The following is a 21,381-nucleotide window of genomic DNA, read 5'->3' as shown; positions in this document are numbered from 1 at the left end:
CTGCGGACGCCGTTGACCGTGCTGCGCCGTGACCTGCTGCTGACGCTGCGCCGGCCGGCGGAGCTGCTGACCACGTTGTTCTTCTTCATCATCGTGGTCAGTCTGTTCCCGCTGGGCATCGGGCCGCAGCCGGAGCTGTTGCGCGAGATCGCGCCGGGGGTGCTGTGGGTGGCGGCGCTGCTGGCCTCGCTGCTCGCGCTGCCGAGGCTGTTCGCGGCCGACCATGCGGACGGCACGCTCGAGCAGCTGGCGCTCGCACCGCAGCCGCTGTCGCTGATCGTGTTCGCCAAGCTGGTCGCCCACTGGCTGACCACCGGCCTGCCGCTGACCCTGCTCGCGCCGCTGATCGCGCTGCAGTTCGACCTGCCGCCCTCGGCCACCTGGGTGCTGGTCGCCTCGCTCGCGCTGGGCACGCCGATCCTCGGGGCGATCGGTGCGGTCGGCGCCGCGCTCACGCTCGGCCTGCGGGGCGGCGGCGTTTTGACTGCGGTTCTCGTGCTGCCGCTGTATATTCCGGCTCTCATCTTCGGTGCCGGTGCCGTCGAGGCGGCGCTGGGCGGGCTCGACGCGTCGGGTCACCTGTCGCTGCTCGCCGCGCTGACGGTGTTCACCCTGACCTTTGCACCCTGGGCTGCGGCCGCGGCCGTGCGGATTTCGCTGGACTGACAGAGCCCGTACCCTTCTCCCGATGGCCATCCACTGGTTCAAGTACGCCTCGCCGGCGAGCTTCTACGGCCTCGCCGGACGCTTGATCCCGTGGTTCGCCGGTGCGGCCGTGGTGACGACGCTGGTCGGCCTGTACATCGGGCTGGTCCTGGCGCCCACCGACTTCCAGCAGGGCGACTCGTACCGCATCATCTACATCCATGTGCCGGCCGCGTGGATCGGCATGTTCACCTACCTGGTGATGGCTGGCTGGGCAGCGGCCGGCATCGTGTTCAACACCCGGCTGTCGGGCATGATGGTGCAGGCTCTGGCGCCGACCGGCGCGCTGTTCACCTTCATCGCGCTATGGACAGGCGCGTTCTGGGGCCGCCCGACCTGGGGCGCCTACTGGGTCTGGGATGCACGCCTGACCTCGACGCTGATCCTGTTCTTTCTCTACATCGGCTACATGGCACTGCGCGCGTCGATCGACGATCCACGCCGCGCCGACCGTGCCGGTGCGCTGCTCACGCTGGTCGGCGTGGTGAACATCCCGATCATCTATTTCTCGGTCAAGTGGTGGAACACGCTGCACCAGGGCGCATCGGTGAAGCCGGGCAGTTCGTCGATGGCCACCGTGATGCTCACCGGCATGCTGGTGATGGCGTTCGCGGCGTGGATGTACACGATCGCCATCTCGCTCGCGCGGGTGCGTTCGATCATCGTCGAGCGCGAGCAGCACAGTGCCTGGGTGGGCGAACTGCTGGTCGCCGAAAAGACGGCCGGAACCTCCGGCGGTGTGCCGGGGTCCAAGGCAGAGGGTTCACGATGAACTGGTCGAGCTTTTCCGACTTCCTCGCGATGGGCGGCTATGCGTTCTTCGTCTGGATGTCGTACGGCGTGACGGCCCTGCTGGTCGTGGCCGAAATCGCCTGGGTCGTGAAGCAGCGCCGGCAATCGCTGGCGCGCGCGCGGGTCCAGCGCCAGATCCGGGAGTGGAGCAGCACATGAAACCGCGGCAGAAACGGCTGGCGATCGTCGGTGGCGGCCTGGCCGCGCTCGCGGTCGTCGCGGCGCTGGTGTTGAACGCCTTCGAGGACAACCTGCTGTTCTTCTTCAGCCCGACGCAGGTCTACGCGAAGGAAGCACCGCTCGACCGGCCGTTTCGCATCGGCGGGCTGGTCGAGGCGGGCAGCGTGAAACGCGAGGCCGATGGCCTGACGGTCGCGTTCAAGGTCACCGATACCGCGCAGGTGGTGCCGGTCACCTACAAGGGCATCCTCCCGGACCTGTTCCAGGAGGGCAAGGGCGTGGTCGCGCGCGGCCGGCTCGGCCCCGATGGCATCTTCCGTGCCGACCAGGTGCTGGCCCGCCACGATGAGAACTACATGCCGCCCGAGGCGGCCCATGCGCTCGAACAGGCGAAGAAGTCACAGGGCTCGGTCGTCGCGCCCGCAGGAGGCTCCGGCAAGTGATTCCAGAACTCGGCCATTTCTGCCTGATCCTCGCGCTGGTGCTCGCCGGCATCCAGGCGGTGTTCCCGCTCATCGGCGCGCAGCGCGGCATCGAATCGTGGATGGCGATGGCACGCCCGGTCGCGCAGGGCCAGGGCGTGTTCGTCACCCTCGCCTTCGGTGCGCTCGCCTACAGCTTCATGAACCAGGACTTCTCGGTGCTGAACGTCGCGCAGAACTCGCACTCGCAGCTGCCGATGACCTACCGCTTCACCGCCACCTGGGGCTCGCACGAGGGCTCGCTGCTGCTCTGGTCGTTCATGCTCGCCGGCTGGACGGTCGCGGTCACCGTGTTCAGCCGCCAGCTGCCGGCGCCGCTGGTGGCGCGCGTGCTGGCGGTGATGGGCATGATCAGCATCGGCTTCCTGTCGTTCATGCTGTTCACGTCGAACCCGTTCGAGCGGCTGATCCCGGCTGCGGCCGATGGCCGTGACCTGAACCCGCTGCTGCAGGACATCGGCATGGTGATCCACCCGCCGCTGCTCTACATGGGCTACGTCGGCTTCTCGGTCGCCTTCGCCTTCGCGATCGCGGCGCTGATCTCGGGCGAGCTCGACTCGACCTGGGCGCGCTGGTCGCGCCCCTGGACGACCATCGCCTGGATGTTCCTCACCCTGGGCATCGCGCTCGGCTCGGCCTGGGCCTACTACGAGCTCGGCTGGGGCGGCTGGTGGTTCTGGGATCCGGTCGAGAACGCCTCGTTCATGCCGTGGCTGGTGGGCACCGCGCTGATCCATTCGCTGGCGGTCACCGAGAAGCGCGGCGCGTTCAAGAGCTGGACGGTGCTGCTGGCGATCAGCGCGTTCTCGCTGTCGCTGCTGGGCACCTTCCTCGTGCGCTCGGGCGTGCTGACCTCGGTGCACTCGTTCGCCTCCGACCCGGAGCGCGGCCTCTACATCCTCGCCTTCCTGGTGGTGTCGATCGGCGCCTCGCTCGCGCTCTATGCCTGGCGCGCGCCGAAGGTCGGCCTGGGCGGCTCGTTCGACCTGCTGTCGCGCGAGTCGGCCCTGCTCGGCAACAACGTGCTGCTGGTGGTGGCCGCGGGCTCGATCCTGCTCGGCACGCTGTACCCGCTGATCATCGATGCGCTCGGCCTGGGCAAGCTGTCGGTCGGCCCGCCCTACTTCGACTCGGTCTACCTGCCGCTGATGTCGCCGCTGATGTTCCTGATGGGCATCGGCCCGATCGCGAAGTGGAAGAAGGCAACATTGCCCGAGCTCGCGGTGCGCCTGCGCTGGGCGTTCGGCATCAGCGTCATCACCGCGATCGTCGTGCCGCTGGCGATGTCCGCGCAGACCGGCATCGGCACCTTCAGCCCGCTCGCGTCCTTCGGCATCCTGTGCGCGATGTGGATCGCCTCCACCGCGGTCGCCTCGCTGGTGCAGCGCGTGCGCCAGGGCGAAGGCTCGCTGATGGCGCGCCTGTCGCGCCCGACCGCCAGCTTCTACGGCATGCTGCTCGCGCACTTCGGCGTTGCGGTGTTCGTGGTCGGCGTGACCATGGTGCGCGGCTACGAGAGCGAACAGGACGTACGCATGCGCGTGGGCGAAGTGGTGCAGTCGGGTGGCTACACCTTCCGCTTCGACGGCGTGCGCGAGGTGCCGGGCCCGAACTTCCGCGCGATGGAAGGCACCATCACCGTGCTGAAGAACGACGCGTTCGTCGAGACGCTGCATCCGCAGAAGCGGGTCTACAACGCCTCCGGCATGGTGATGACCGAGGCGGCCATCGACTCCGGCTTCACCCGCGACCTGTACGTGTCGCTGGGCGAGCCGGTCGACAGCGGCGAGTCGTGGATCGTGCGCGTGTACCACAAGCCCTACATCGACTGGATCTGGGCCGGCTGCTTCCTGATGGCCCTGGGCGGCCTGCTCGCCGTCTGCGACCGCCGCTACCGCGTCAAAGTCCGCGCCCGGACCCTGGGGTCAGACCCCGATGTCGGCCGGCTGTCCGGGTCGCGCTCAAGGCTGGGGTCTGACCCCGTGGGGTCAGACCCCAGTGTCCGCCAGCCGGCGGCGGGTGCGGTGGCAGTGCCGCCGATGGCGCGGGCCGCTTTGCCGCCGTCCGACGGGGGCCTGCGATGAACCGCGCCTGGCTGCCGCTGGCCGGCTTTCTCGTGCTGGCCGCTTTCCTCGGCATCGGGCTCACGCTCAATCCGCGCGAGGTGCCCTCGCCGTTGATCGGCAAGGCTGCGCCGGCCTTCTCGCTGCCGACGCTGGCCGAGCCGCAGAAGCAGTTCTCGGTCGAGGATGCGAAGGGCAAGGTCTGGCTGCTCAACGTCTGGGCCTCGTGGTGCACGCCCTGCCTGGAAGAGCACCCGGTGATCGAGGCGCTGTCGAAGCGGGGCATCCCGGTCTACGGGCTGAACTACAAGGACAAGCCGGACGCCGCCACCGCCTGGCTCGCGCGCAACGGTAACCCCTACCTGCTGTCGGTGGTCGACCCGACCGGCCGCGTCGGCATCGACTACGGCGTGTACGGCACGCCCGAGACCTATCTGATCGACAAGCAGGGCGTGATCCGCTTCAAGCATGTCGGCCCGCTCAACCCGCAGGTGGTCGAACGCACGTTGCTGCCTCTGATCCAGAAACTGCGCGCATCGTGAGCGCGCGGGGCACGATTCACGCAGGCCCGGCACGGCGGCTCACGCTGTTGCGTACCCCGCTGCGTGCGCTGATGCTGGCGACGCTGCTGTGCGTGACCGCACCTGCCCCGGCGGCAAGCACCGGCACCGGCACCGACGGCAACAGCGCCGCCAGCGCACCGGTCGCACCCGGCGTCGCCCGCCCGAACGCGCAGGACCCGGTGCTCGAGCAGCGGCTGATCGCGGTGACGAAGGAACTACGCTGCCTGGTCTGCCAGAACGAGTCGATCGCGGATTCGCATGCCGCCCTTGCGGTCGACATGCGCAACGAGATCCGAGAGCAGCTCAAGAGCGGCATGACCGACCGCCAGGTGCTCGATTTCATGGTCGCGCGCTACGGCAACTTCGTGCGCTTCCGTCCGCCGCTCGACTGGACCACGATCGCGCTCTGGTTCGGCCCCGGCCTGCTGCTGCTGATCGGGCTCGGCGTGCTGGTCGCGCAGCTGCGCCATCGGCGTACGCTGGCCGAGGCGCGCGCGGTGCCCACGCTGTCGGATGCGGAACGCACGGCGCTCGCCTCGCTCGCCACCGGCAACGACCGCGCGATGCAGGATGACAGGATGGGTAATCGATGACGCTGTTCTGGATTCTCTGCGCGCTGCTGGCACTGCTGGCGGTCGCCTTCGTCGCGCTGCCGTTGCTGCGCGCGAGCCGCATCGATACCGGGCCGGCGCGCGCCGCGTTGAATGCCGAGGTCTATCGCGACCACCTGCTGGAACTGGACCGTGAACTGGCCGACGGCGTGCTGTCGGTAGAGCAGCATGCGATCGCCCGCGCGGAACTGGACCGGCGGGCGCTGGCGGAAGCTGCGGTACCGGGCGCTGCGGCCGACAGCGTACCCGCCGTGCGCCGAGGCCGCTGGCTCACCTCAGGCATGCTGGCGCTGGTGCCGGTGCTGGCGTTCGCCGGCTACCTCTCGCTCGGCAACCCGGCCGCGCTCAATCCCCCGGACCAGCAGTTCCTGCAGATGGTCGATGCGCTCGCCGAGAAGATGAAGGCGAACCCCGATGACGCGCAAGGCTGGGTGATGCTCGCACGCGCCTACCAGATCACCGGGCGCATGCCGGAGTCGATCGCCGCCTTCGAGAAGGCCAGCGCGCTGCGCCCCGACGACGCGAACCTGCTCGCAGGCCACGCCGATGCGCTGGCGATGGTGCAGGGCAGCCTGTCGGGAAAGCCGTTCGAGCTGATCGTGAAGGCGCTCAAGCTCGATCCGAAGAACCAGACCGCACTCGCGCTGGCCGCGACCGCCACGATGGAGAACGGCCAGTTCGCCGAATCGATCGCGCTGTGGCGCAGGCTCGCGGCGGAGGTCGAGCCCGGGTCGGCCGATCGTACGGCCGTGGACCAGGCGATCGAGCAGGTACGGCAGGTCGCGCTGGCGAAGGGCGTGGCGCTCGCGGACGCGCCTGCAGCCGGGGCAGGGAATGCCCAGGCCAAGGGCCCCACCGCAGCGCCCGCCGCGACCGGCGCCAGCATCAGCGGCGAGGTGACGCTCGCGCCCGAGCTGATGCGCCAGGCGAAGCCCGACGAGGCAGTCTTCATCTTCGCGCGCGCAGTCGATGGCCCGCCGCTGCCGCTGGCCGTGGTGCGCGCGACGGTGAAGGACCTGCCGATCCGCTTCACGCTCGACGACTCGACGAGCATGGCGCCCACGGCGAAGCTGTCGATGCACAAGCAGGTAGTGGTGTCGGCCCGGGTCTCGCGCTCCGGACAGGCGATGCCGCAGCCGGGTGACCTCGTCGGCACGGTGCAACCGGTGGCCGTGGGGGCGACCGGCGTACAGGTTCGTATCGCGGATGTCGTGCGCTGACCGCCGCGGCGCCTTCGTCCGCACCTGGCGCATCACCCGCGCGACGGCGCTGATGGTGCGCGGCCTGCTGGTCGCGCTGTTCGTGCTCGATCGCCCCGACGTGCGCCTGCGCAACCGCCACATGCAACCCTGGTCGGCGGCGCTGCTCGACGTGATGGACATCGGCCTGGACGTGCATGGCGAACTGCCGAGCGACGATGCGCCGGTGTTCATCGCGGCCAACCATGTGTCCTGGCTCGACATCTGGGTGATCAACGCGGTCTGCCCGACGCTGTTCGTGGCGAAGTCGGAGATCCGCGGCTGGCCGGTGTTCGGCTGGCTGGCGGCGCGCGTCGGCACGCTGTTCATCGAGCGCGCCCGGCGCACCGACACGCGCAAGGTCAACGACCGCATCATCGCGCGGCTGGCGGTGTCGGGCGAGCGCATCGCGGTGTTTCCGGAGGGCACGACCACCGACGGCTCGGTGGTGCGGCCGTTCCATGCATCGCTGTTCCAGCCGGCGGTCGGTGCGCAGGCGCGGGTGCATCCGGTGGCGATCCGCTATGTCGACGAGGCTGGCATGCGCAGCGATGTGCCGGCGTACATCGACGATGTCTCGCTGCTGGTGTCGATGTGGCGCATCGCAGGCGCACAGGGACTGCGCGCCGAGCTGCATTTCCTGGAACCGATCGAGCCGTTCGTCGCATCCGGCGAGGCCGGCGGGACGGACGGTCCGGAACTGCGCGCGCAGAGGCGCAAGCTCGCCGCGATCGCGCAGGAACGCGTCGCGGCGAAGATACCGACCGAGTGACGCGTCAGCGGTTGGTCTTGATCTGGTAGGCGACCGCGGCGCGAATCTGCGCTTCGGTGAGCGACGCGTTGCCACCCTTGGGCGGCATGATGCCGATGCCCTTCAGGGCCGAGGCGACCAGCGCCTCTTCGCCCTTCTTGATGCGCGGCGCCCAGGCGGCCTTGTCGCCGCTCTTCGGCGCACCGGCGGCACCCACCGCATGGCAGGCCGCGCAGGCCTGCTTGTAGACCGCTTCGCCATCGACCGCGCCAGCGGCCGGTGCGGCAGCAGCGGCAGGTGCAACCGCCGCGACGGTCGTCGCAGCGGCAGCGGCGGCCGGTGCAGCGGGTGCAGCCGGTGCAGCAACCGGCGGCTCCTTGAACTTGGCGCCGGCGGAGTTCGCGAGGTAGGCCACGGCGCGGCTCATCTCGATGTCGGTCAGCGCGGGGTTGCCGCCGCGTGCCGGCATCTGGCGGATGCCGGCGATCGCCTGTTTGGTCAGCGCGGCATGGCCCTCGGGAATCAGCTTCGCCCAGGCGGCGTTGTCGCCGAGCTTGGGGGAATTCAGGGCACCGGTGGTATGGCAGCCGGCGCAGACCGCCTTGTAGATCTCTTCACCGGTCTTCTCGGCCTTGGCCGTTGCCACGGCGGCCACGGCGATCGCGCCGGCCGGGGGCTCTTCGCCGGCGATCCAGACCTGGCCGATCGGACGCATGCGATCGGCGATGACCGCAGCGGCCTTGGCCTGGCTGCCCGCCGGCTCGGTGTTCTTGGCGCCGGTGACGAACGACACCAGCAGCACGATGCCGATGATCGGCACGAGGAACGAGGCCACGACCACCGTGATCAACTGCTTCGGCGTGTTGATCAGGCCCTGGCTTTCGGTGCCGTGGCCTTCTGAACCTTCTCCGTGCTGCGCGCTCATCGAGTGACTCTCCGTCGGTACCGGTCGTTGCCTGTGGGTTGCCGCAGCCCCACGGGGTATGTCGTGGGGAATGACGCCATGCGGAATAACCCGAAATTATATCGTCAACCTGTGTCCGTGGACATCGGCCGGGGTGTCAAGCCGCACCGGCGGCGCCGGCAATGCGACAATCCACGCCCCGGCGGATGGCTGACTGCGTCGTCCGCAACGGATCGCCATGCTCGCTGCGCCCTCTGCCGCCCTCCGCCACCCTCAGATGACCGAACTCACCCGCCTCACAGCCTGCGCTGCGGTCGACCTGCTCGAGCGCCGGGAAGTCTCGCCGCTCGACCTGGTCGAGGCGGCCGCCGCGCGTATCGCGGCCACCGATGGCACGCTCAATGCGCTGCCCACGCTCTGCCTCGACCGCGCACGCGACCATGCGAAGCGGCTGATGGCCGCGCCCGGCGGATCGCCCAGCACGCTCGGCAGACTGCACGGGCTGCCGATCGCGGTGAAGGACAACATCGACGTCGGCGGCGTGCGCTGCACCAGCGGGTCGCTGGCCTTCGAGCATCGCATTGCGCCGGCCAACGACGTGGTCGTCGACCGGCTCGAGGCCGCGGGTGCGATCGTGATCGGCAAGTCGAACCTGCCCGAGTTCGCGGCCGGCGGCACCACGCACAACGAGGTGTTCGGCACCACGTACAACCCGTGGGACACCACGAAGACCTGCGGCGGCTCGTCCGGCGGCTCCGCCGCGGCGCTGGCCGCCGGCCAGGTCTGGCTCGCCACCGGCAACGACTTTGCAGGCAGCATCCGGATACCGTCGTCGTTCTGCGGCACGGTCGGCCTGCGTCCGACGGCTGGCACGGTCGCGCGCATCCAGCGCCAGGCGTATTCGCCGCTGTCGGTCGAAGGCCCGATGGGGCGCACCGTCGCCGATGTCGCGCTGATGCTCGACTGCCAGGTCGGCGAACTCGGGGCCGATCCACTGTCGCGCCCGGCCCCGGCCCGCACGTTCCTGTCCGCGGCCCGCGCGCCGGCGCTGCCGGCCCGCATCGCCTTCAGCACCGACCTCGGCATCGCGCCGATGGTCGACCCGGAGGTCGCGCGCCTCTGCCGAACCACCGCGAGCGCGATGCAGGTACCCGGTTCACGCGTCGAAGAGGCCTGCCCCGACCTGCAGGACGCCGACCTCGTGTTCCAGGTGCTGCGCAGCTTCCTCTACGTTGGACGGCTCGCGCACATCATGGACCAGCACCGCGACCGGATGTCGCCGAACGTGGTCTGGAACACCGAGCAGGGCCTCGCTCGAAGCACACGCGAGGTAGTCGAGGCCGACGTCGCTCAGGCCACGATCGCGCGGCGCGTGGTGCGCTTCTTCGACGACCACGACCTGCTGCTGTGCCCGGTGGCGATCAGCCCGGCCTTCGATGCGCGGCAGCAGCAGCTCGACGAGTTCGGCGGCGTGCGCTTCGGCTTCTACTACCAGTGGATGATGATGACCTATGCGATCACCGTCACCGCCTGCCCGTCGCTGGCGGTGCCCTGCGGCCTCACCGCCGCCGGCCTGCCGGTCGGCATGCAGCTGATCGGGCCACCGCGTTCCGAACACCGGCTGCTGGCGGCCGGCGCGTGGCTGGAACAGCAGTTCGGCCTGCACGAGCGCGTGCCCCTCCTCCCCCAAACCCGTGTCTGACCCGGGTTTTGGCCCGGACTCTGGAAAACCCGGGTCAGACACGCTTTTCCCGTCCGACACGAAATAATCCGTATCTGACCCGGATTTTCGAAATAATCCGTGTCTGACCCTGATTCTTTAATGCGTGTCTGACCCGGATTTTCTGATGCCGCCTCCGCCTGCCGATCGTTTTTACATCCCGACCCATCAGTGGGCCCGTGAACTTGCGCCTGGCCGGGTCGAGATCGGCATTACGGCGTTCGCGCAGGATGCGTTGGGCGACGTGGTGTTCGCCGATCTGCCGAAGCCGGGTGCGGTGCTGGTCGCGGGCGAGCCGTTCATGGTGATCGAGTCGGTGAAGACCGCCTCCGACGTGCATGCGCCGGTGGCAGGCACGGTAGTGGAGGTGAACGAGGCGCTGCGCGACAGCCCGGAGTCGCTGAACGCCGACCCGTACGGGGCATGGCTGGTGCGCGTCGAGGCGGCGCCGGATGCGCTGGCGACGACCGGGCTGCTCGATTCGGCGGCCTATGCGGCCGTCATGGGCTGAACCTGACCCGGATGGCCGAACAGCCCACGGAACCCCGGCCCGGGGCAGAAAGCCCGCACAAGGGACGCAGTGGCTTGCGTCGCATCGTCAATGCGTTCGGCTATTCGATGTCCGGGCTGGCCGCCGCCTACCGCAACGAGGCGGCGTTCCGGCAGGAGGTGCTGCTGGCGGCGGTGCTGGTACCGCTCGCGCTGTTCCTGCCGGCCAGCGGTGCCGGACGCGCGCTCATGGTGGGGTCGGTGATGCTGCTGCTGGTGGTCGAACTGCTGAATTCGGCGGTCGAGGCTACCGTCGACCGGGTATCGCTCGACGACCATTCGCTCGCCAAGCGCGCGAAGGACATCGGCTCGGCTGCGGTGATGGTCGCGCTGGTCAACGTGCCGATCACCTGGGCACTGGTGCTGCTGGGCTGAACGGCGGAAACCACGAGAATGAAGGAGGCAACCCGATGAGCTGGACCTTCGAACTGCTGATGAAGCCGCCGCGCGGCGTGCCACTGACCGAAGGCCCGGTATGGGACGGCGAGCAGTTGCTGTTCACCCACATACAGGCCAGCACGATCCTGCGTCTTGACATCGCGACCGGCTCGATCACCCCCTGGCGCACCGGCACCAACCGCACCAACGGCCTGGCCTTCGACAGCGAAGGCCGGCTGTTCGGCTGCAGCTCGGGCGGGCGCTCGGTGCTGCGCTTCGACGGTACGTCACTGGTCGAAGGCGAGACGACCGTAGTCACCGACCGCATCGACGGCAATCGGCTCAACACGCCCAACGACCTGGCGATCGACCGCGAGGGCCGCATCTGGTTCAGCAACCCGATCAACGCCGGCAACTGGGACAAGACCGAGCAGACGGAACTGCCCGACCAGTCGGTGCTGCGCTGCGACCCGCAGCCCGACGGCAGCTACACCACCACGCGCGTGACCTTCGACACCACCATGCCCAACGGCGTGCTGCTGTCGCAGGACCAGCGCACGCTGTATGTCGCCGAGAGCGGCTATGCGAAAGGCGTACCGCGCGAACTGCGCGCCTACCCGATCCTCGACGACGGCAGCCTGGGCACCTTCAGGACGCTGTTCACCTGGGGCGAGGATGCACGCGGCGTACACCGCGGCATCGACGGCATGTGCCTGGACCGCGACGGCAACATCGTGGCCACCGCCGGCTGGGAAGTGGCGGGCGCAGGGCCGATGATCTACGTGTTCTCACCGACAGGCCGGGTGCTGGAGACGCATCCGGTGCCGGCGATCCGCCCGACCAACTGCGCCTTCGGCGGCGCCGACATGAAGACGCTGTTCGTCACCACCACCGAGGGACACCTGTTCCGCGCGCGCACCGACCGGGTCGGCTGGTCGATGTATCCGTAACCGCAGCAGCCGGCGCGGCCCGGTACCGGCCTACAGCGCCTGCTCGACCCGTTCGACCAGCGTCGCCAGCACCTTGATCCGGGCGTAGAGCTTGTTGTTCGCCTCGACCAGCGTCCACGGCGCGACGTCGGTCGAGGTGCGATCGACCATCTCGCACACGGCCTGGTGGTAGGCCGCCCAGCGCTTGCGGTTGCGCCAGTCGTCGGCCGTGATCTTGAAGTTCTTGAACGCCACCTGCTCGCGGTCGCGGAAGCGGCGCAACTGCTCCTCCTTGCTCACCTGCAGCCAGAACTTGGCGATGATGACGCCGTGCGCATCGAGCTCGCCCTCGAACTCGTTGATCTCGCCGTAGCCGCGGCGCCAGTCGGCCTCGCTGCAGTAGCCCTCCACCCGCTCGACCAGCACGCGCCCGTACCATGAGCGGTCGAACAGCGCGAAGCGCCCGCGCCGCGGCAGGTCGCGCCAGAAACGCCACAGGTAGGGATGCGCGCGTTCCTCCTCGTTCGGCGCACCGACCGGTATGCCGTGGTAATAGCGGGCATCGAGCGCGGCGGTGATGCGGCGGATCGCACCACCCTTGCCGGCCGCGTCGCTGCCTTCGAACACCACGACGGCCGCGCGCTTGCGGAACTTCACGTCGCGCGACAGCCGGTTGAGCTGGCCCTGCAGCAATGCGAGCGCCGGCTCGTAGACCTCGCGCGTCATCGGCTGGTCGAGCTCGAGCATCGACAGCACGTCGCGCCGGTCGATCGCGGGCAGCCTCGGGGCAGGCTGCGCGGTGGGGGTGGGGGTGGCAGACGGCGGGTTGGTGCCTGGCCCGTCCAGGCGCTGGCGCATCGCGGCGAGCAGCGTCTCGCCGACGGTCAGCGCGCGGTAGCACTCGTCGACGCCCTCCACCACGATCCACGGCGCGGCCGGGGTGGAAGTCCGCCGCACCAGCAGTTCGGACACCTTGCGGAAGCGGTCGTACTTGTCGAAGCGGTGCCAGTCTTCCCGGGTGACCCGCCAGCGCGTCAGCGGCTCTTTCTCGAGCGCCTTCAGCCGCGCCTGCTGGTCCTTCTTCGACAGGTGGAACCAGAACTTCAGCAGCAGCACGCCCTCGTCGGCGAGCATCCGTTCGAACCGCTCGATTTCCTGCAGCTGCTGTTCGAAGCGGTCGCTGCCTGTACGCCGGTACACCCGGTCGAGCACCGGCTGCGAATGCCAGGCACCGAACAGCATGCCGATGCGGCCGTTCGACGGCAGCACCCGCCAGAAGCGCCACATGCGCGGCCGCTCGGCCTCTTCGTCGGAGGGCGCGCCGAATGCATGGGTGTCGATATGGCGCGGGTCCATCCACTCGTTGAGCAGGTTGACCGTCTCGCCCTTGCCCGCGCCGTCGACGCCGCCGACCACGATCAGCACCGGAAAGCGCTTCAGTGCGCCGAGGTCGAGCTGGGCCTGCAGCAGCGCGGCCCGCAGCGCGGGCTCGCGCTGGCGGTACTCCTCGCGGTCGATGCGATGGCCAACCTCGGCGGATTCGAACATGCGGCGCTCCTCTGCTACCGGGCAGCCCTGCCCGATGCGGCCGATGTTACGCCGGCCGCGCCTGCCCGATGCTCAGAGCAGGTCGGGCGACATCGCGACCCGCAGCGACGTCTCGCCGCCCGCGTCGCGTTCCCGGTACGAGATCCACCACAGTGCGCCCTTGCGGATCGTCCAGCCAGCGGGCTCGCCGGCGAGCACCGTCGCGGCCACCGCGCCCAGCGTCGGCTGGTGGCCGACGACGATCACGGTGCCGCTGCCGTGCGGCCAGTCGACCGCCGCCAGCAGCGACGCGTACGAGGCGCCCGGGTCGAGGTTCGCATCGACCTTGAACCTGTCGGTCAGTGCGCGCGCCGTGTCCTGCGAGCGCCGGGCGCGCGAGCAGAGCACCTTGTACTTGTCGGGCAGCCGTGCCTCGAGCCAGGCGGCCATCCGCTTGGCCTGCCGCTGCCCCTTCGAGGTGAGCGCACGCGCCAGGTCGTTGCTGTCGTCTTCGGCTTCGGCATGCCGCCAGAGGATCAGGTTCATCGTGTCAGGGCTCCTTCGTCGTCACCAGAACCGGTCGGCTTCGCGAAACCGGTTCCACGCGCGGTCGGCATCGTCGAGTACGGCCGTGCACAGGCCGAGGCGCCATCCGGACAGCAGGGCCAGCCCTGCCTCGTCGATCGCACCGTCGAACGGACCGCCCGTCCCGCCCGCAACCAGCGCTTCACCCGTCGCCATGTCGTTTAGGATCCCGAGCGATTGTTGCAGCCATGCCATCGCAGCCAGGTAGGTACCGGCCGCCTTCTCCGACTTGCCGCCCTGCAGGCTGGTGAACGACTCGGCCGCGTAGCGCAGCTTCTTCACCGCGATGCGCAGTTCATGGCGCGCCTCGGCATCCAGCCCGGACGGCCTGCCGCCGATCGCGACCACCGCGCGATGGCGGCGATCGAGCGTGCCCGCCGCGAAGCGGCGGATGCCGGACTTCTGGCGCCGCCCCTCGGCGTGCTCCGCGGCATCCCGACCAGGATCCGCCTTCGCGGGGCCTGGCTTCGCAGCGACCGCCACGACCGCCACGGCGGGTGCGGCGGTAGCGGCAGCAGCGGGCGCGGGCGCAGCCCGCCAGGGTGCACTGTCGATCCAGCGCAGCAGGTGCAGCACGAACGCCGTGTAGCCGGGCGCCGACAGCGCCGCGGCGGCCTGCTGCCGCGCCTGCCGGCGCAGCGTGTCCAGGCGTTCGAACGCACCGGCCAGCCGCGTCGCATGGCCAGCCGCCGCGAGCGGCGCCAGCGTGCCTTCCTCGAACACGTCGAGGTCGCGGGCGGCACCCAGCGCCGAGGCGAGCCGCCGCGCCTCGGTCGAGATGCCGTCGCTGCATGAACGCGGGATCGCGCGCCGGAACGTCACCAGCGTGGAGCGCATCCGGCGCAGCGCGACGCGCGCCTGGTGCACGTACTCCGGGTCATCGCCCAGGCGCGCGCCAGCCGCGTTGCCCTGCAGCTGCGCCAGGCAGTTGAGCATCACAGACACGAATGCCTGTTCCGCCGTCGCTTCGCCATCGAGCTGCAGCTTCGGTGCGCGCATCGGTGCGCGCTTCGTACCGGTCGACAGCATGAATCCGCGGGCGGCCTTGCTGCGCGGCTCGGGCATCAGCGCATGGTCGCGGTTGAGTTCGAGTGCGAAGGCGTACAGCCCGTCGACCGGGCCGCCCTTGAGTTCGAGCTCGAGCTCGAGGATCGGGTCGCTGCGCTCGCCCGCGATCACGTTGCCGCGATCGATCGCGAGCTCGATCGACGTTTCGCCATGGTCGACCAGCGCGCTCGCGCGGGTGAAACGGGTCTCGAAGACAGGGGCCAGGGCCTCGCGATTGCGCGGCTTCGCGAACCAGTCGGCGAGCGGGGTATCGGCGAGCACGTCCAGGTCGAGCACCGCGCGCGGCACCGTCCATTCCCATTCGCCGCGCCGGTGCTCGGGCCCGTCGGGCAGCTCGCACTTGAAGGTCTGCACCCAGCGCCGGCCGACCCGGCGCAGGCGCAGGCCTGCCCGGCGACCGGCAAGCGCGAAGTCGGGTGTGTCGAAGTAGATGCTCGACAGCGGCTGGCGGCGCAACCCGGCAGCGACCCGCGGCTCGGCGAGGATCGCACGCGCGCGTGCGGCGTCGAGCTGGAAGCGCAGTTCGGTTTCGATAGCCATCGGGCCTCCGCGCGCCGCGCCCGGCCGCCGCGCTACCGGCCCGTGTCCGGCAGTGGCGACTGCGCGAGCTCGGCGAGCAGGGCCTGTTGCGCGGAGTACGGCCGCGCACGCGATGCGCTGCGCCGGCGGTAGACGCCGTCGCCGTTCATCTCCCAGGACTGCAGGTTGTCGCGCAGGTACGGCCGCAGCGCCTCGGCGATCATCCGGCGCTTCAGGCGCAGGTCGAGGATCGGCACGCAGATCTCGACGCGGCGGAAGAAGTTGCGGTCCATCCAGTCGGCGCTCGACAGGTACACGTTGTCCTTGCCGCCGGCATGGAACCAGAAGATGCGCGAATGCTCGAGGAAGCGGCCGAGGATGGAACGTACCCGGATGTTCTCGGACAACCCCGGCACGCCCGGGCGCAGCGCGCACACGCCGCGCACGATCAGGTCGATCTTCACGCCGGCCTGCGAGGCCTTGTACAGGGCCTCGATCGTCTGAGGCTCGAGCAGCGCGTTCATCTTCGCGACGATCTGCCCGCGCTTGCCGGCCCGCGCGGCCTTCGCCTCTTCGTTGATCGCCGCGACGATGTTCTCCTGCAGCGTGAACGGCGCCTGCCACAGGTGGTGCAGCCGGCTCGCCCTGCCCAGGCCGGTGAGCTGCTTGAAGGTCTCGTTCACGTCGGAGCAGATCTGCTCGTTGCAGGTGAACAGGCCGAAGTCGGTGTACAGGCCTGCGGTGCGCACATGGTAGTTGCCGGTCGACACGTGCACATAGCGGCGCAGCACGCCCTCTTCGCGGCGCACCACCAGCGACATCTTGGCATGCGTCTTGTGGCCGACGACGCCGTAGACGACATGCGCACCGGCCTGCTCGAGCTTCGAGGCCCAGCCGATGTTGGCCTCTTCGTCGAAGCGCGCGAGCAGCTCGACGATCACGGTCACTTCCTTGCCGCTGCGGGCTGCCGCGACCAGAGTCTCCATCAGCACCGATTCGTTGCCGGTGCGGTAGATCGTCTGCTTGATCGCCACCACCGCCGGATCGGCCGCCGCCTGCCGGACGTAGTCGACCACTGGCGCGAACGACTGGAACGGATGGTGCAGCAGGATGTCGCCGCGGCGGATCGCCTCGAACACATCGGCGCGGCGCACCAGCGTGCTCGGCACGCCCGGCGTGAACGGCTTGAACATCAGGTCGGGACGGTCGACCCAGTCGGGCACCTGCATCAGCCGCACCAGGTTCACCGGGCCAGGCACGCGGTAGATGTCGTCCTCGCCGAGGTTGAACTGCATGCGCAGGAATGCGGTCATCGCCTCGGAACAGTTGTCCGCGACCTCGAGGCGCACCGCGTTCCCGAAGTGCCGCTGCGGCAGCTCACCCTGCAGCGCGATGCGCAGGTTCTTCACCTCTTCTTCGTCGACGAACAGGTCGCTGTTGCGCGTGACGCGGAACTGGTAGGAACCGAGCACCTGCATGCCGGCAAACAGCTCGCGCATGTTCGCGTGCAGCACCGCCGACAGGAACACGAACCCGTTGGGACAGCCGGCCACCTGCGGCGGCAGCCGGACTACCCTCGGCAGCACGCGCGGCGCCTGTACGATCGCCGCGCCGGACTTGCGGCCGAACGCGTCCTTGCCTTCGAGCTCGACCGCGAAGTTGAGCGACTTGTTCAGCACGCGCGGGAACGGATGCGCCGGGTCCAGGCCGATCGGCGTGAGTACGGGCATCACCTCGCGGAAGAAGTACGCGCGCACCCATTCCTGCTGGGCGGGCGTCCACTCGCTGCGGCGCAGGAAGCAGATGCCCTCGGCGGCGAGCCCGGGCAGCAGTTCGTCGTTCAGCAGCCGGTACTGGCGCTCGACGATTTCATGCGCACGCTGCGCGACCAGCGGGAACAGCTGGCGCGGCGCGATGCCGTCGGGTTGCGTACCCACGGCGCCGAGGGTGATCTGCTCTTTCAGGCCGCCGACCCGGATCTCGAAGAACTCGTCGAGGTTGCTCGACACGATGCACAGAAAGCGCAGCCGTTCGAGCAGGGGGTTCTTCCGGTTCTCGGCCTCTTCCAGCACGCGCGCGTTGAACGCGAGCAGGCCGAGCTCGCGATTCAGGAAATGTTCCGGCGGAGGCTGGCGCTTCTTCTTCACCGCAGCGGTGCTCAAGTGGCGCGCTCGTCCAGTCATGGAGAACTCGGAGGGTATGTCAATAGGATTTCAGGCTGATGACACGGCACCGGCGCAAGGTATCAGCCCGCCGGCGGCACGTAGCCCTGGACCTCGTCGGCACCGGCGCCGAAGAAGTGCTCCTCCATCTGCGTGGCGAGGTACTTGCGCGCCTTCGGGTCGGCCAGGTTCAGGCGGTTCTCGTTGACCAGCCGCTTCTGGTGCTCGAGCCAGAACTGCCAGGCTTCCTTGGACACGCTGTCGAAGATACGGTGGCCGAGCGCGCCGGGATACGGCGGGAAGTCGAGGCCCTCGGACTCGCGGCCGAGCTTGATGCATTGGACGGTACGGGGCATGGGTACTCTCGGGGACCTGCGGGATTGCCTGCCAAGTGTAATCGCCGCGCGGCCCTGGCGGACGGCGGCGCGCCCCGGGCGCACCCCAGGCACGCCGATCGGGCCGACGAATGTCCGCCCGCTGGCCTGCTACAGCGACTTCATGAACACCTTGGAGCGCCGCTGCCAGTTGTAGAGCTGGCGCCGCTCGGCCGGCAGCTCGCTGACATCGACCTCGTGGAAGCCGTTCTCGACGAACCAGTGCGCGGTGTGGGTGGTCAGCGCATAGAGCTTGTCGAGCTTCTGGGCGCGGGCGCGCGCCTCGATGTGCAGCAGCAGTGCCTCGCCATGTCCGGCATTGCGGTGGTCGGGATGCACCACCAGGCAGGCGAGTTCGGCCGCGCGCGCCGCCGGGAACGGGTACAGCGCGGCGCAGCCGATCAGCCGCCGGTCGTGGTCGATCACGGTGAAGTAGCCGATCTCGCGTTCGATCCGCTCGCGGCCGCGCTTGACCAGCGTGCCCTCGGCCTCGAGCGGCGCGATCAGTTGCAGCACCGCGCCGACATCGTCGATACGCGCCGGACGCAGCCGCTCGAGCGAATCGCGCGAGATCATCGTGCCGATGCCGTGGTGGGTGAACAGTTCCAGCAGCAGCGCGCCGTCGACATGGCGGCTGACCAGGTGCGCGCGCGCGACGCCGCGCCGGCAGGCGTCGATCGCGGCCGGCAGGAAACGTTCGATGTCGGTACCGCGCCCGACCTTCGACTTCTTCGTGCGCGCGATCCAGGTCTCGGCACTGGACAGGGTCAGTTCGCGCAGCAGCCGGCCGCGGCCGCGCTGCACGCCCGGCCCGTCGATCATGAAGATCAGCTTCTCGGCGGCCAGCGCGGTCGCCACCGAGGTTGCCACGTCCTCGACGGTGAGGTTGAATGCCTCACCGGTCGGCGAGTAGCCGAGCGGGGAGACCAGCACGATCTCGCCGGCATCGAGTCGGCCACGCAGCGCCGGCACGTCGACCTTGCGCACCGCGCCGGTGTACTTGAGATCGATGCCCTCGTACACGCCGCGCGGGCAGGCGACCACGAAGTTGCCGCTGGCGACGTTGACCGCGGCGTTGGCCATCGGGGTGTTCGGCAGCCCGGTCGACAGCAGCGCCTCGATCTCGATGCGTACGATCCCGTTGGCCTGCTTGACGCAGCCCATCACCGCGTCGTCGGTCACGCGCAGCCCGTTCGCGTACTGTGCCTCGATGCCCTGCTGCGTCATCAGCACCTCGAGCTGGGGACGCACGCCATGCACCAGCACCAGCCGCACGCCGAGGCTCGCCAGCAGCGCGACATCGTGCGACAGGTGCACGAGCTGCCCCTCTTCGACGACCTCGCCGCCGAAGGCGACCACGAAGGTCTTGCCGCGGAACGCGTGGATGTACGGCGCGGCCGCGCGGAACCAGGTGACGAACGAGGGAGGCGATGTGTTCATGTCGTGGCGGGGATCGAGGCCTGGCGGGGGTTGGGAGGAACCGGCGGTGAGAAGTCGTCGACGATCGCGCGCAGCGCGGCCAGCGCCGCCAGTGCGGCGGTTTCGGTCCGCAGCACCCGCGGCCCGAGCGTTACCGGACGGTAGCCTGCCGCGCGCGCCAGCGCCGCCTCGACTGGCGAAAAGCCACCTTCCGGCCCGACCAGCAGCACCAGCGATCGTGCCGAGACGCCCGCAGGATTGGCAAGCAGCACCGCCAATTCCTGAGTGAGCGAACGCTCACCTTCGGGGTCGAGCACGCACAGCAGGGCTCCGTCATCATGCGGGCCGGCGCACGCCGCGTCCAGCGCCATCACCGGGCAGACCTCGAGCAGCCGGTTCAACCCGCACTGTTCGCTCGCCGACACTGCCAGCGCCTGCCAGTGGGCAGCCCGTTTCGCGGCCCGTTCGCCGGACAGGCGCACGACGCTGCGCTCGGCCAGCACCGGAGTGAACCGGCGTGCACCGAGTTCGACCGCCTTCTCGACCACCCAGTCCATCTTCTCGGTGGCGACGACCGACTGCTGAACATGTACGTCGATGCGCGGCGCGCGGTCGCCCGCGTGGAACGCGCCGAGCAGCACCTGTGCCGATCTGCCACGGCCGGCCTCGAGAACCGCTTCGTATTCGCCGCCATGGCCGCAGAACACGGCGACCGGCTGCCCTTCACGCAGGCGCAGGACGCGCAGCGCATGATGCGAGGCATCTGGCGGCAGCTCGACCCGGGTGCCGCGGGCGAGCCCGGGGACGGCCTGCGGGCAGTGAAACCGGGGCGTGAGCATCCGTATCCTGGGGTCGGGTCCTGGGGTCGAGACAGGCCGCTTGCAGCGGGACCGCTCCAGCACAATGGTAGAGTCGTCGGATTCTACACACCCGCCCGCGGCGCACGGCCCGATCCGCGCCGCAGCGTCTGCACCCATCGTATCCATCGCACCATCGCCGTGACTTCACCCATGCCCGACCCGGCCGCTCCCCCCGCCAACCGGCCGTCCGCGCTGCTCGCCGCCACCGTGGCGGTGGTGCGCGATGTCGCGGCCCGCGAAGTGATGCCGCGCTTCCTGAACACCCGGCAGTCGCGCAAGGTCGATGGCAGCGTGGTGACCGAAGCCGACATCGCCGCCCAGCATGCGCTGGCACCGCTGCTGCGCGAACTGGTCGACTGCGGTTTCGTCGGCGAAGAGATGACCCACGCCGAGCAGCAGGATGCCTGGGGCGACGGCGCGCAGACGCTCTGGTGCGTCGATCCGATCGACGGCACGTCCAACTTCACCGTGGGGCTGCCCAGCTTCGGCATCTCGGTCGCGCTGGTGCGCGCGGGGCGGCCGGTGCTCGGCGTGATCTACGACCCGGTCGCCGACGAGGCGTTCCAGGCCGAAGACGGCTGCGGCGCGTGGCTGAACGGCACGCCGCTCCCGCTGCAGCGGCGCACGGTCGCGCTGCGCCAGGCGATGGCCGGCATCGAATTCAAGCGCCTCGACCGGGCGCTGGCCGCCCGGCTGACCGCGAAGGCTCCCTATTGCTCCCAGCGCAACTACGGTTCGAGCGCACTCGAGTGGTGTTATGCGGCAGCCGGCCGATTTGACGTGTATCTTCACGGCGGTCAGAAGCTCTGGGACTACGCGGCGGGATGGCTGATCTTTCGGGAAGCAGGCGGGCTCTGTGCATCGCTCGACCACGACGACTTCTGGGGCGGCGAGGTCTGGGAGAAATCCGTGATCGCGGCACTCGACCCCACGGTGTTCGAGGAGTGGAAGGGATGGCTGCGCGCGAACTGGCCGGCGGCCTGAGCTACCGCAGGGCGGCAG

Annotated in this window: 22 protein-coding genes; 14 read left to right on the top strand and 8 right to left on the bottom strand. The window is 69.4% G+C overall.

Annotated features, from left to right (window positions below; genetic code table 11):
- Positions 1–12: 12 nt before the first annotated feature.
- The 9 genes from ccmB (at position 13) to ING98_09525 (ending at position 7,406) form a co-directional block, all read left to right on the top strand.
- A complete protein-coding gene (gene ccmB, locus ING98_09565) occupies positions 13–666 on the top strand; it encodes a heme exporter protein CcmB (GenBank protein MCA3102111.1) in 654 nt (217 codons plus the stop codon).
- Between the two features lie 22 nt (positions 667–688).
- Positions 689–1,477, top strand: coding sequence for a cytochrome c biogenesis protein CcsA (ccsA, locus tag ING98_09560; protein MCA3102110.1), 789 nt, complete (start codon positions 689–691; stop codon positions 1,475–1,477).
- Entirely contained in the window at positions 1,474–1,656 is a 183-nt protein-coding gene (gene ccmD, locus ING98_09555) for a heme exporter protein CcmD (GenBank protein MCA3102109.1), read from the top strand. Before ccsA ends, ccmD begins: the two co-directional genes overlap by 4 nt.
- Positions 1,653–2,120 (top strand): cytochrome c maturation protein CcmE, encoded by a 468-nt coding sequence (ccmE, locus tag ING98_09550; protein ID MCA3102108.1) that lies wholly within the window; start codon positions 1,653–1,655, stop codon positions 2,118–2,120. Before ccmD ends, ccmE begins: the two co-directional genes overlap by 4 nt.
- The gene (locus tag ING98_09545; GenBank protein MCA3102107.1) at positions 2,117–4,243 is read left to right on the top strand and encodes a heme lyase CcmF/NrfE family subunit; all 2,127 of its coding nucleotides are present in this window, start codon (positions 2,117–2,119) and stop codon (positions 4,241–4,243) included. The genes ccmE and ING98_09545 overlap by 4 nt, the downstream gene beginning before the upstream one ends.
- On the top strand, positions 4,240–4,764 hold the full coding sequence (locus ING98_09540; protein ID MCA3102106.1) for a DsbE family thiol:disulfide interchange protein: 525 nt from the start codon (positions 4,240–4,242) through the stop codon (positions 4,762–4,764). The genes ING98_09545 and ING98_09540 overlap by 4 nt, the downstream gene beginning before the upstream one ends.
- 71 nt (positions 4,765–4,835) lie before the next feature.
- Positions 4,836–5,378 carry a cytochrome c-type biogenesis protein CcmH gene (locus ING98_09535; protein ID MCA3102105.1) on the top strand — a complete coding sequence of 181 codons (543 nt, stop codon included), beginning with the start codon at positions 4,836–4,838 and terminating at the stop codon, positions 5,376–5,378.
- Positions 5,375–6,616, top strand: a complete 1,242-nt coding sequence (ccmI, locus tag ING98_09530) for a c-type cytochrome biogenesis protein CcmI (protein MCA3102104.1) — start codon at positions 5,375–5,377, stop codon at positions 6,614–6,616. The genes ING98_09535 and ccmI overlap by 4 nt, the downstream gene beginning before the upstream one ends.
- On the top strand, positions 6,603–7,406 hold the full coding sequence (locus ING98_09525) for a 1-acyl-sn-glycerol-3-phosphate acyltransferase (GenBank protein ID MCA3102103.1): 804 nt from the start codon (positions 6,603–6,605) through the stop codon (positions 7,404–7,406). The genes ccmI and ING98_09525 overlap by 14 nt, the downstream gene beginning before the upstream one ends.
- Before the next feature lie 4 nt (positions 7,407–7,410).
- Here the strand turns inward: ING98_09525 and ING98_09520 are convergent, their stop codons facing one another.
- Complete coding sequence (locus ING98_09520) at positions 7,411–8,310, bottom strand: cytochrome c5 family protein (protein MCA3102102.1); 900 nt, start codon at positions 8,308–8,310, stop codon at positions 7,411–7,413.
- A gap of 256 nt (positions 8,311–8,566) precedes the next feature.
- On the opposite strand from ING98_09520, the gene ING98_09515 reads away from it, so the two are divergent.
- The 4 genes from ING98_09515 to ING98_09500 all read left to right on the top strand — a co-directional run bounded on the left by ING98_09515 (position 8,567) and on the right by ING98_09500 (position 11,886).
- A complete protein-coding gene (locus ING98_09515; protein ID MCA3102101.1) occupies positions 8,567–9,991 on the top strand; it encodes an amidase in 1,425 nt (474 codons plus the stop codon).
- Between the two features lie 145 nt (positions 9,992–10,136).
- On the top strand, positions 10,137–10,520 hold the full coding sequence (gene gcvH, locus ING98_09510; protein MCA3102100.1) for a glycine cleavage system protein GcvH: 384 nt from the start codon (positions 10,137–10,139) through the stop codon (positions 10,518–10,520).
- Between the two features lie 11 nt (positions 10,521–10,531).
- Entirely contained in the window at positions 10,532–10,933 is a 402-nt protein-coding gene (locus ING98_09505; GenBank protein ID MCA3102099.1) for a diacylglycerol kinase, read from the top strand.
- A 35-nt stretch (positions 10,934–10,968) separates the two neighbouring features.
- Positions 10,969–11,886 carry an SMP-30/gluconolactonase/LRE family protein gene (locus tag ING98_09500; protein MCA3102098.1) on the top strand — a complete coding sequence of 306 codons (918 nt, stop codon included), beginning with the start codon at positions 10,969–10,971 and terminating at the stop codon, positions 11,884–11,886.
- A 30-nt stretch (positions 11,887–11,916) separates the two neighbouring features.
- On the opposite strand, the gene pap is transcribed toward ING98_09500, so the two are convergent.
- The 7 genes from pap to ING98_09465 all read right to left on the bottom strand — a co-directional run bounded on the left by pap (position 11,917) and on the right by ING98_09465 (position 20,358).
- Positions 11,917–13,413, bottom strand: coding sequence for a polyphosphate:AMP phosphotransferase (gene pap / locus ING98_09495; protein ID MCA3102097.1), 1,497 nt, complete (start codon positions 13,411–13,413; stop codon positions 11,917–11,919).
- Positions 13,414–13,485: 72 nt separating this feature from the next.
- Positions 13,486–13,938 carry a histidine phosphatase family protein gene (locus tag ING98_09490; GenBank protein ID MCA3102096.1) on the bottom strand — a complete coding sequence of 151 codons (453 nt, stop codon included), beginning with the start codon at positions 13,936–13,938 and terminating at the stop codon, positions 13,486–13,488.
- Between the two features lie 21 nt (positions 13,939–13,959).
- On the bottom strand, positions 13,960–15,585 hold the full coding sequence (locus ING98_09485) for a CHAD domain-containing protein (protein ID MCA3102095.1): 1,626 nt from the start codon (positions 15,583–15,585) through the stop codon (positions 13,960–13,962).
- Positions 15,586–15,617: 32 nt separating this feature from the next.
- The gene (ppk1, locus tag ING98_09480; GenBank protein MCA3102094.1) at positions 15,618–17,747 is read right to left on the bottom strand and encodes a polyphosphate kinase 1; all 2,130 of its coding nucleotides are present in this window, start codon (positions 17,745–17,747) and stop codon (positions 15,618–15,620) included.
- 62 nt (positions 17,748–17,809) lie between these two features.
- The gene (locus tag ING98_09475) at positions 17,810–18,082 is read right to left on the bottom strand and encodes an oxidative damage protection protein (protein ID MCA3102093.1); all 273 of its coding nucleotides are present in this window, start codon (positions 18,080–18,082) and stop codon (positions 17,810–17,812) included.
- A gap of 129 nt (positions 18,083–18,211) precedes the next feature.
- Positions 18,212–19,540 carry an amino-acid N-acetyltransferase gene (gene argA / locus ING98_09470; GenBank protein MCA3102092.1) on the bottom strand — a complete coding sequence of 443 codons (1,329 nt, stop codon included), beginning with the start codon at positions 19,538–19,540 and terminating at the stop codon, positions 18,212–18,214.
- Complete coding sequence (locus ING98_09465) at positions 19,537–20,358, bottom strand: 16S rRNA (uracil(1498)-N(3))-methyltransferase (protein ID MCA3102091.1); 822 nt, start codon at positions 20,356–20,358, stop codon at positions 19,537–19,539. The genes argA and ING98_09465 overlap by 4 nt, the downstream gene beginning before the upstream one ends.
- A 171-nt stretch (positions 20,359–20,529) precedes the next feature.
- Between ING98_09465 and ING98_09460 the strand changes: the two genes are divergently transcribed.
- The gene (locus ING98_09460) at positions 20,530–21,363 is read left to right on the top strand and encodes an inositol monophosphatase family protein (GenBank protein ID MCA3102090.1); all 834 of its coding nucleotides are present in this window, start codon (positions 20,530–20,532) and stop codon (positions 21,361–21,363) included.
- The last annotated feature ends 18 nt before the right edge of the window (positions 21,364–21,381 follow it).

The sequence above is a fragment of the Rhodocyclaceae bacterium genome, assembly GCA_020248265.1.
In the GTDB taxonomy this organism is placed as follows: domain Bacteria; phylum Pseudomonadota; class Gammaproteobacteria; order Burkholderiales; family CAIKXV01; genus CAIKXV01.
Note: the sequence above shows the minus strand (reverse complement) of the source record. Positions and strands in the feature narration are given on the sequence as shown.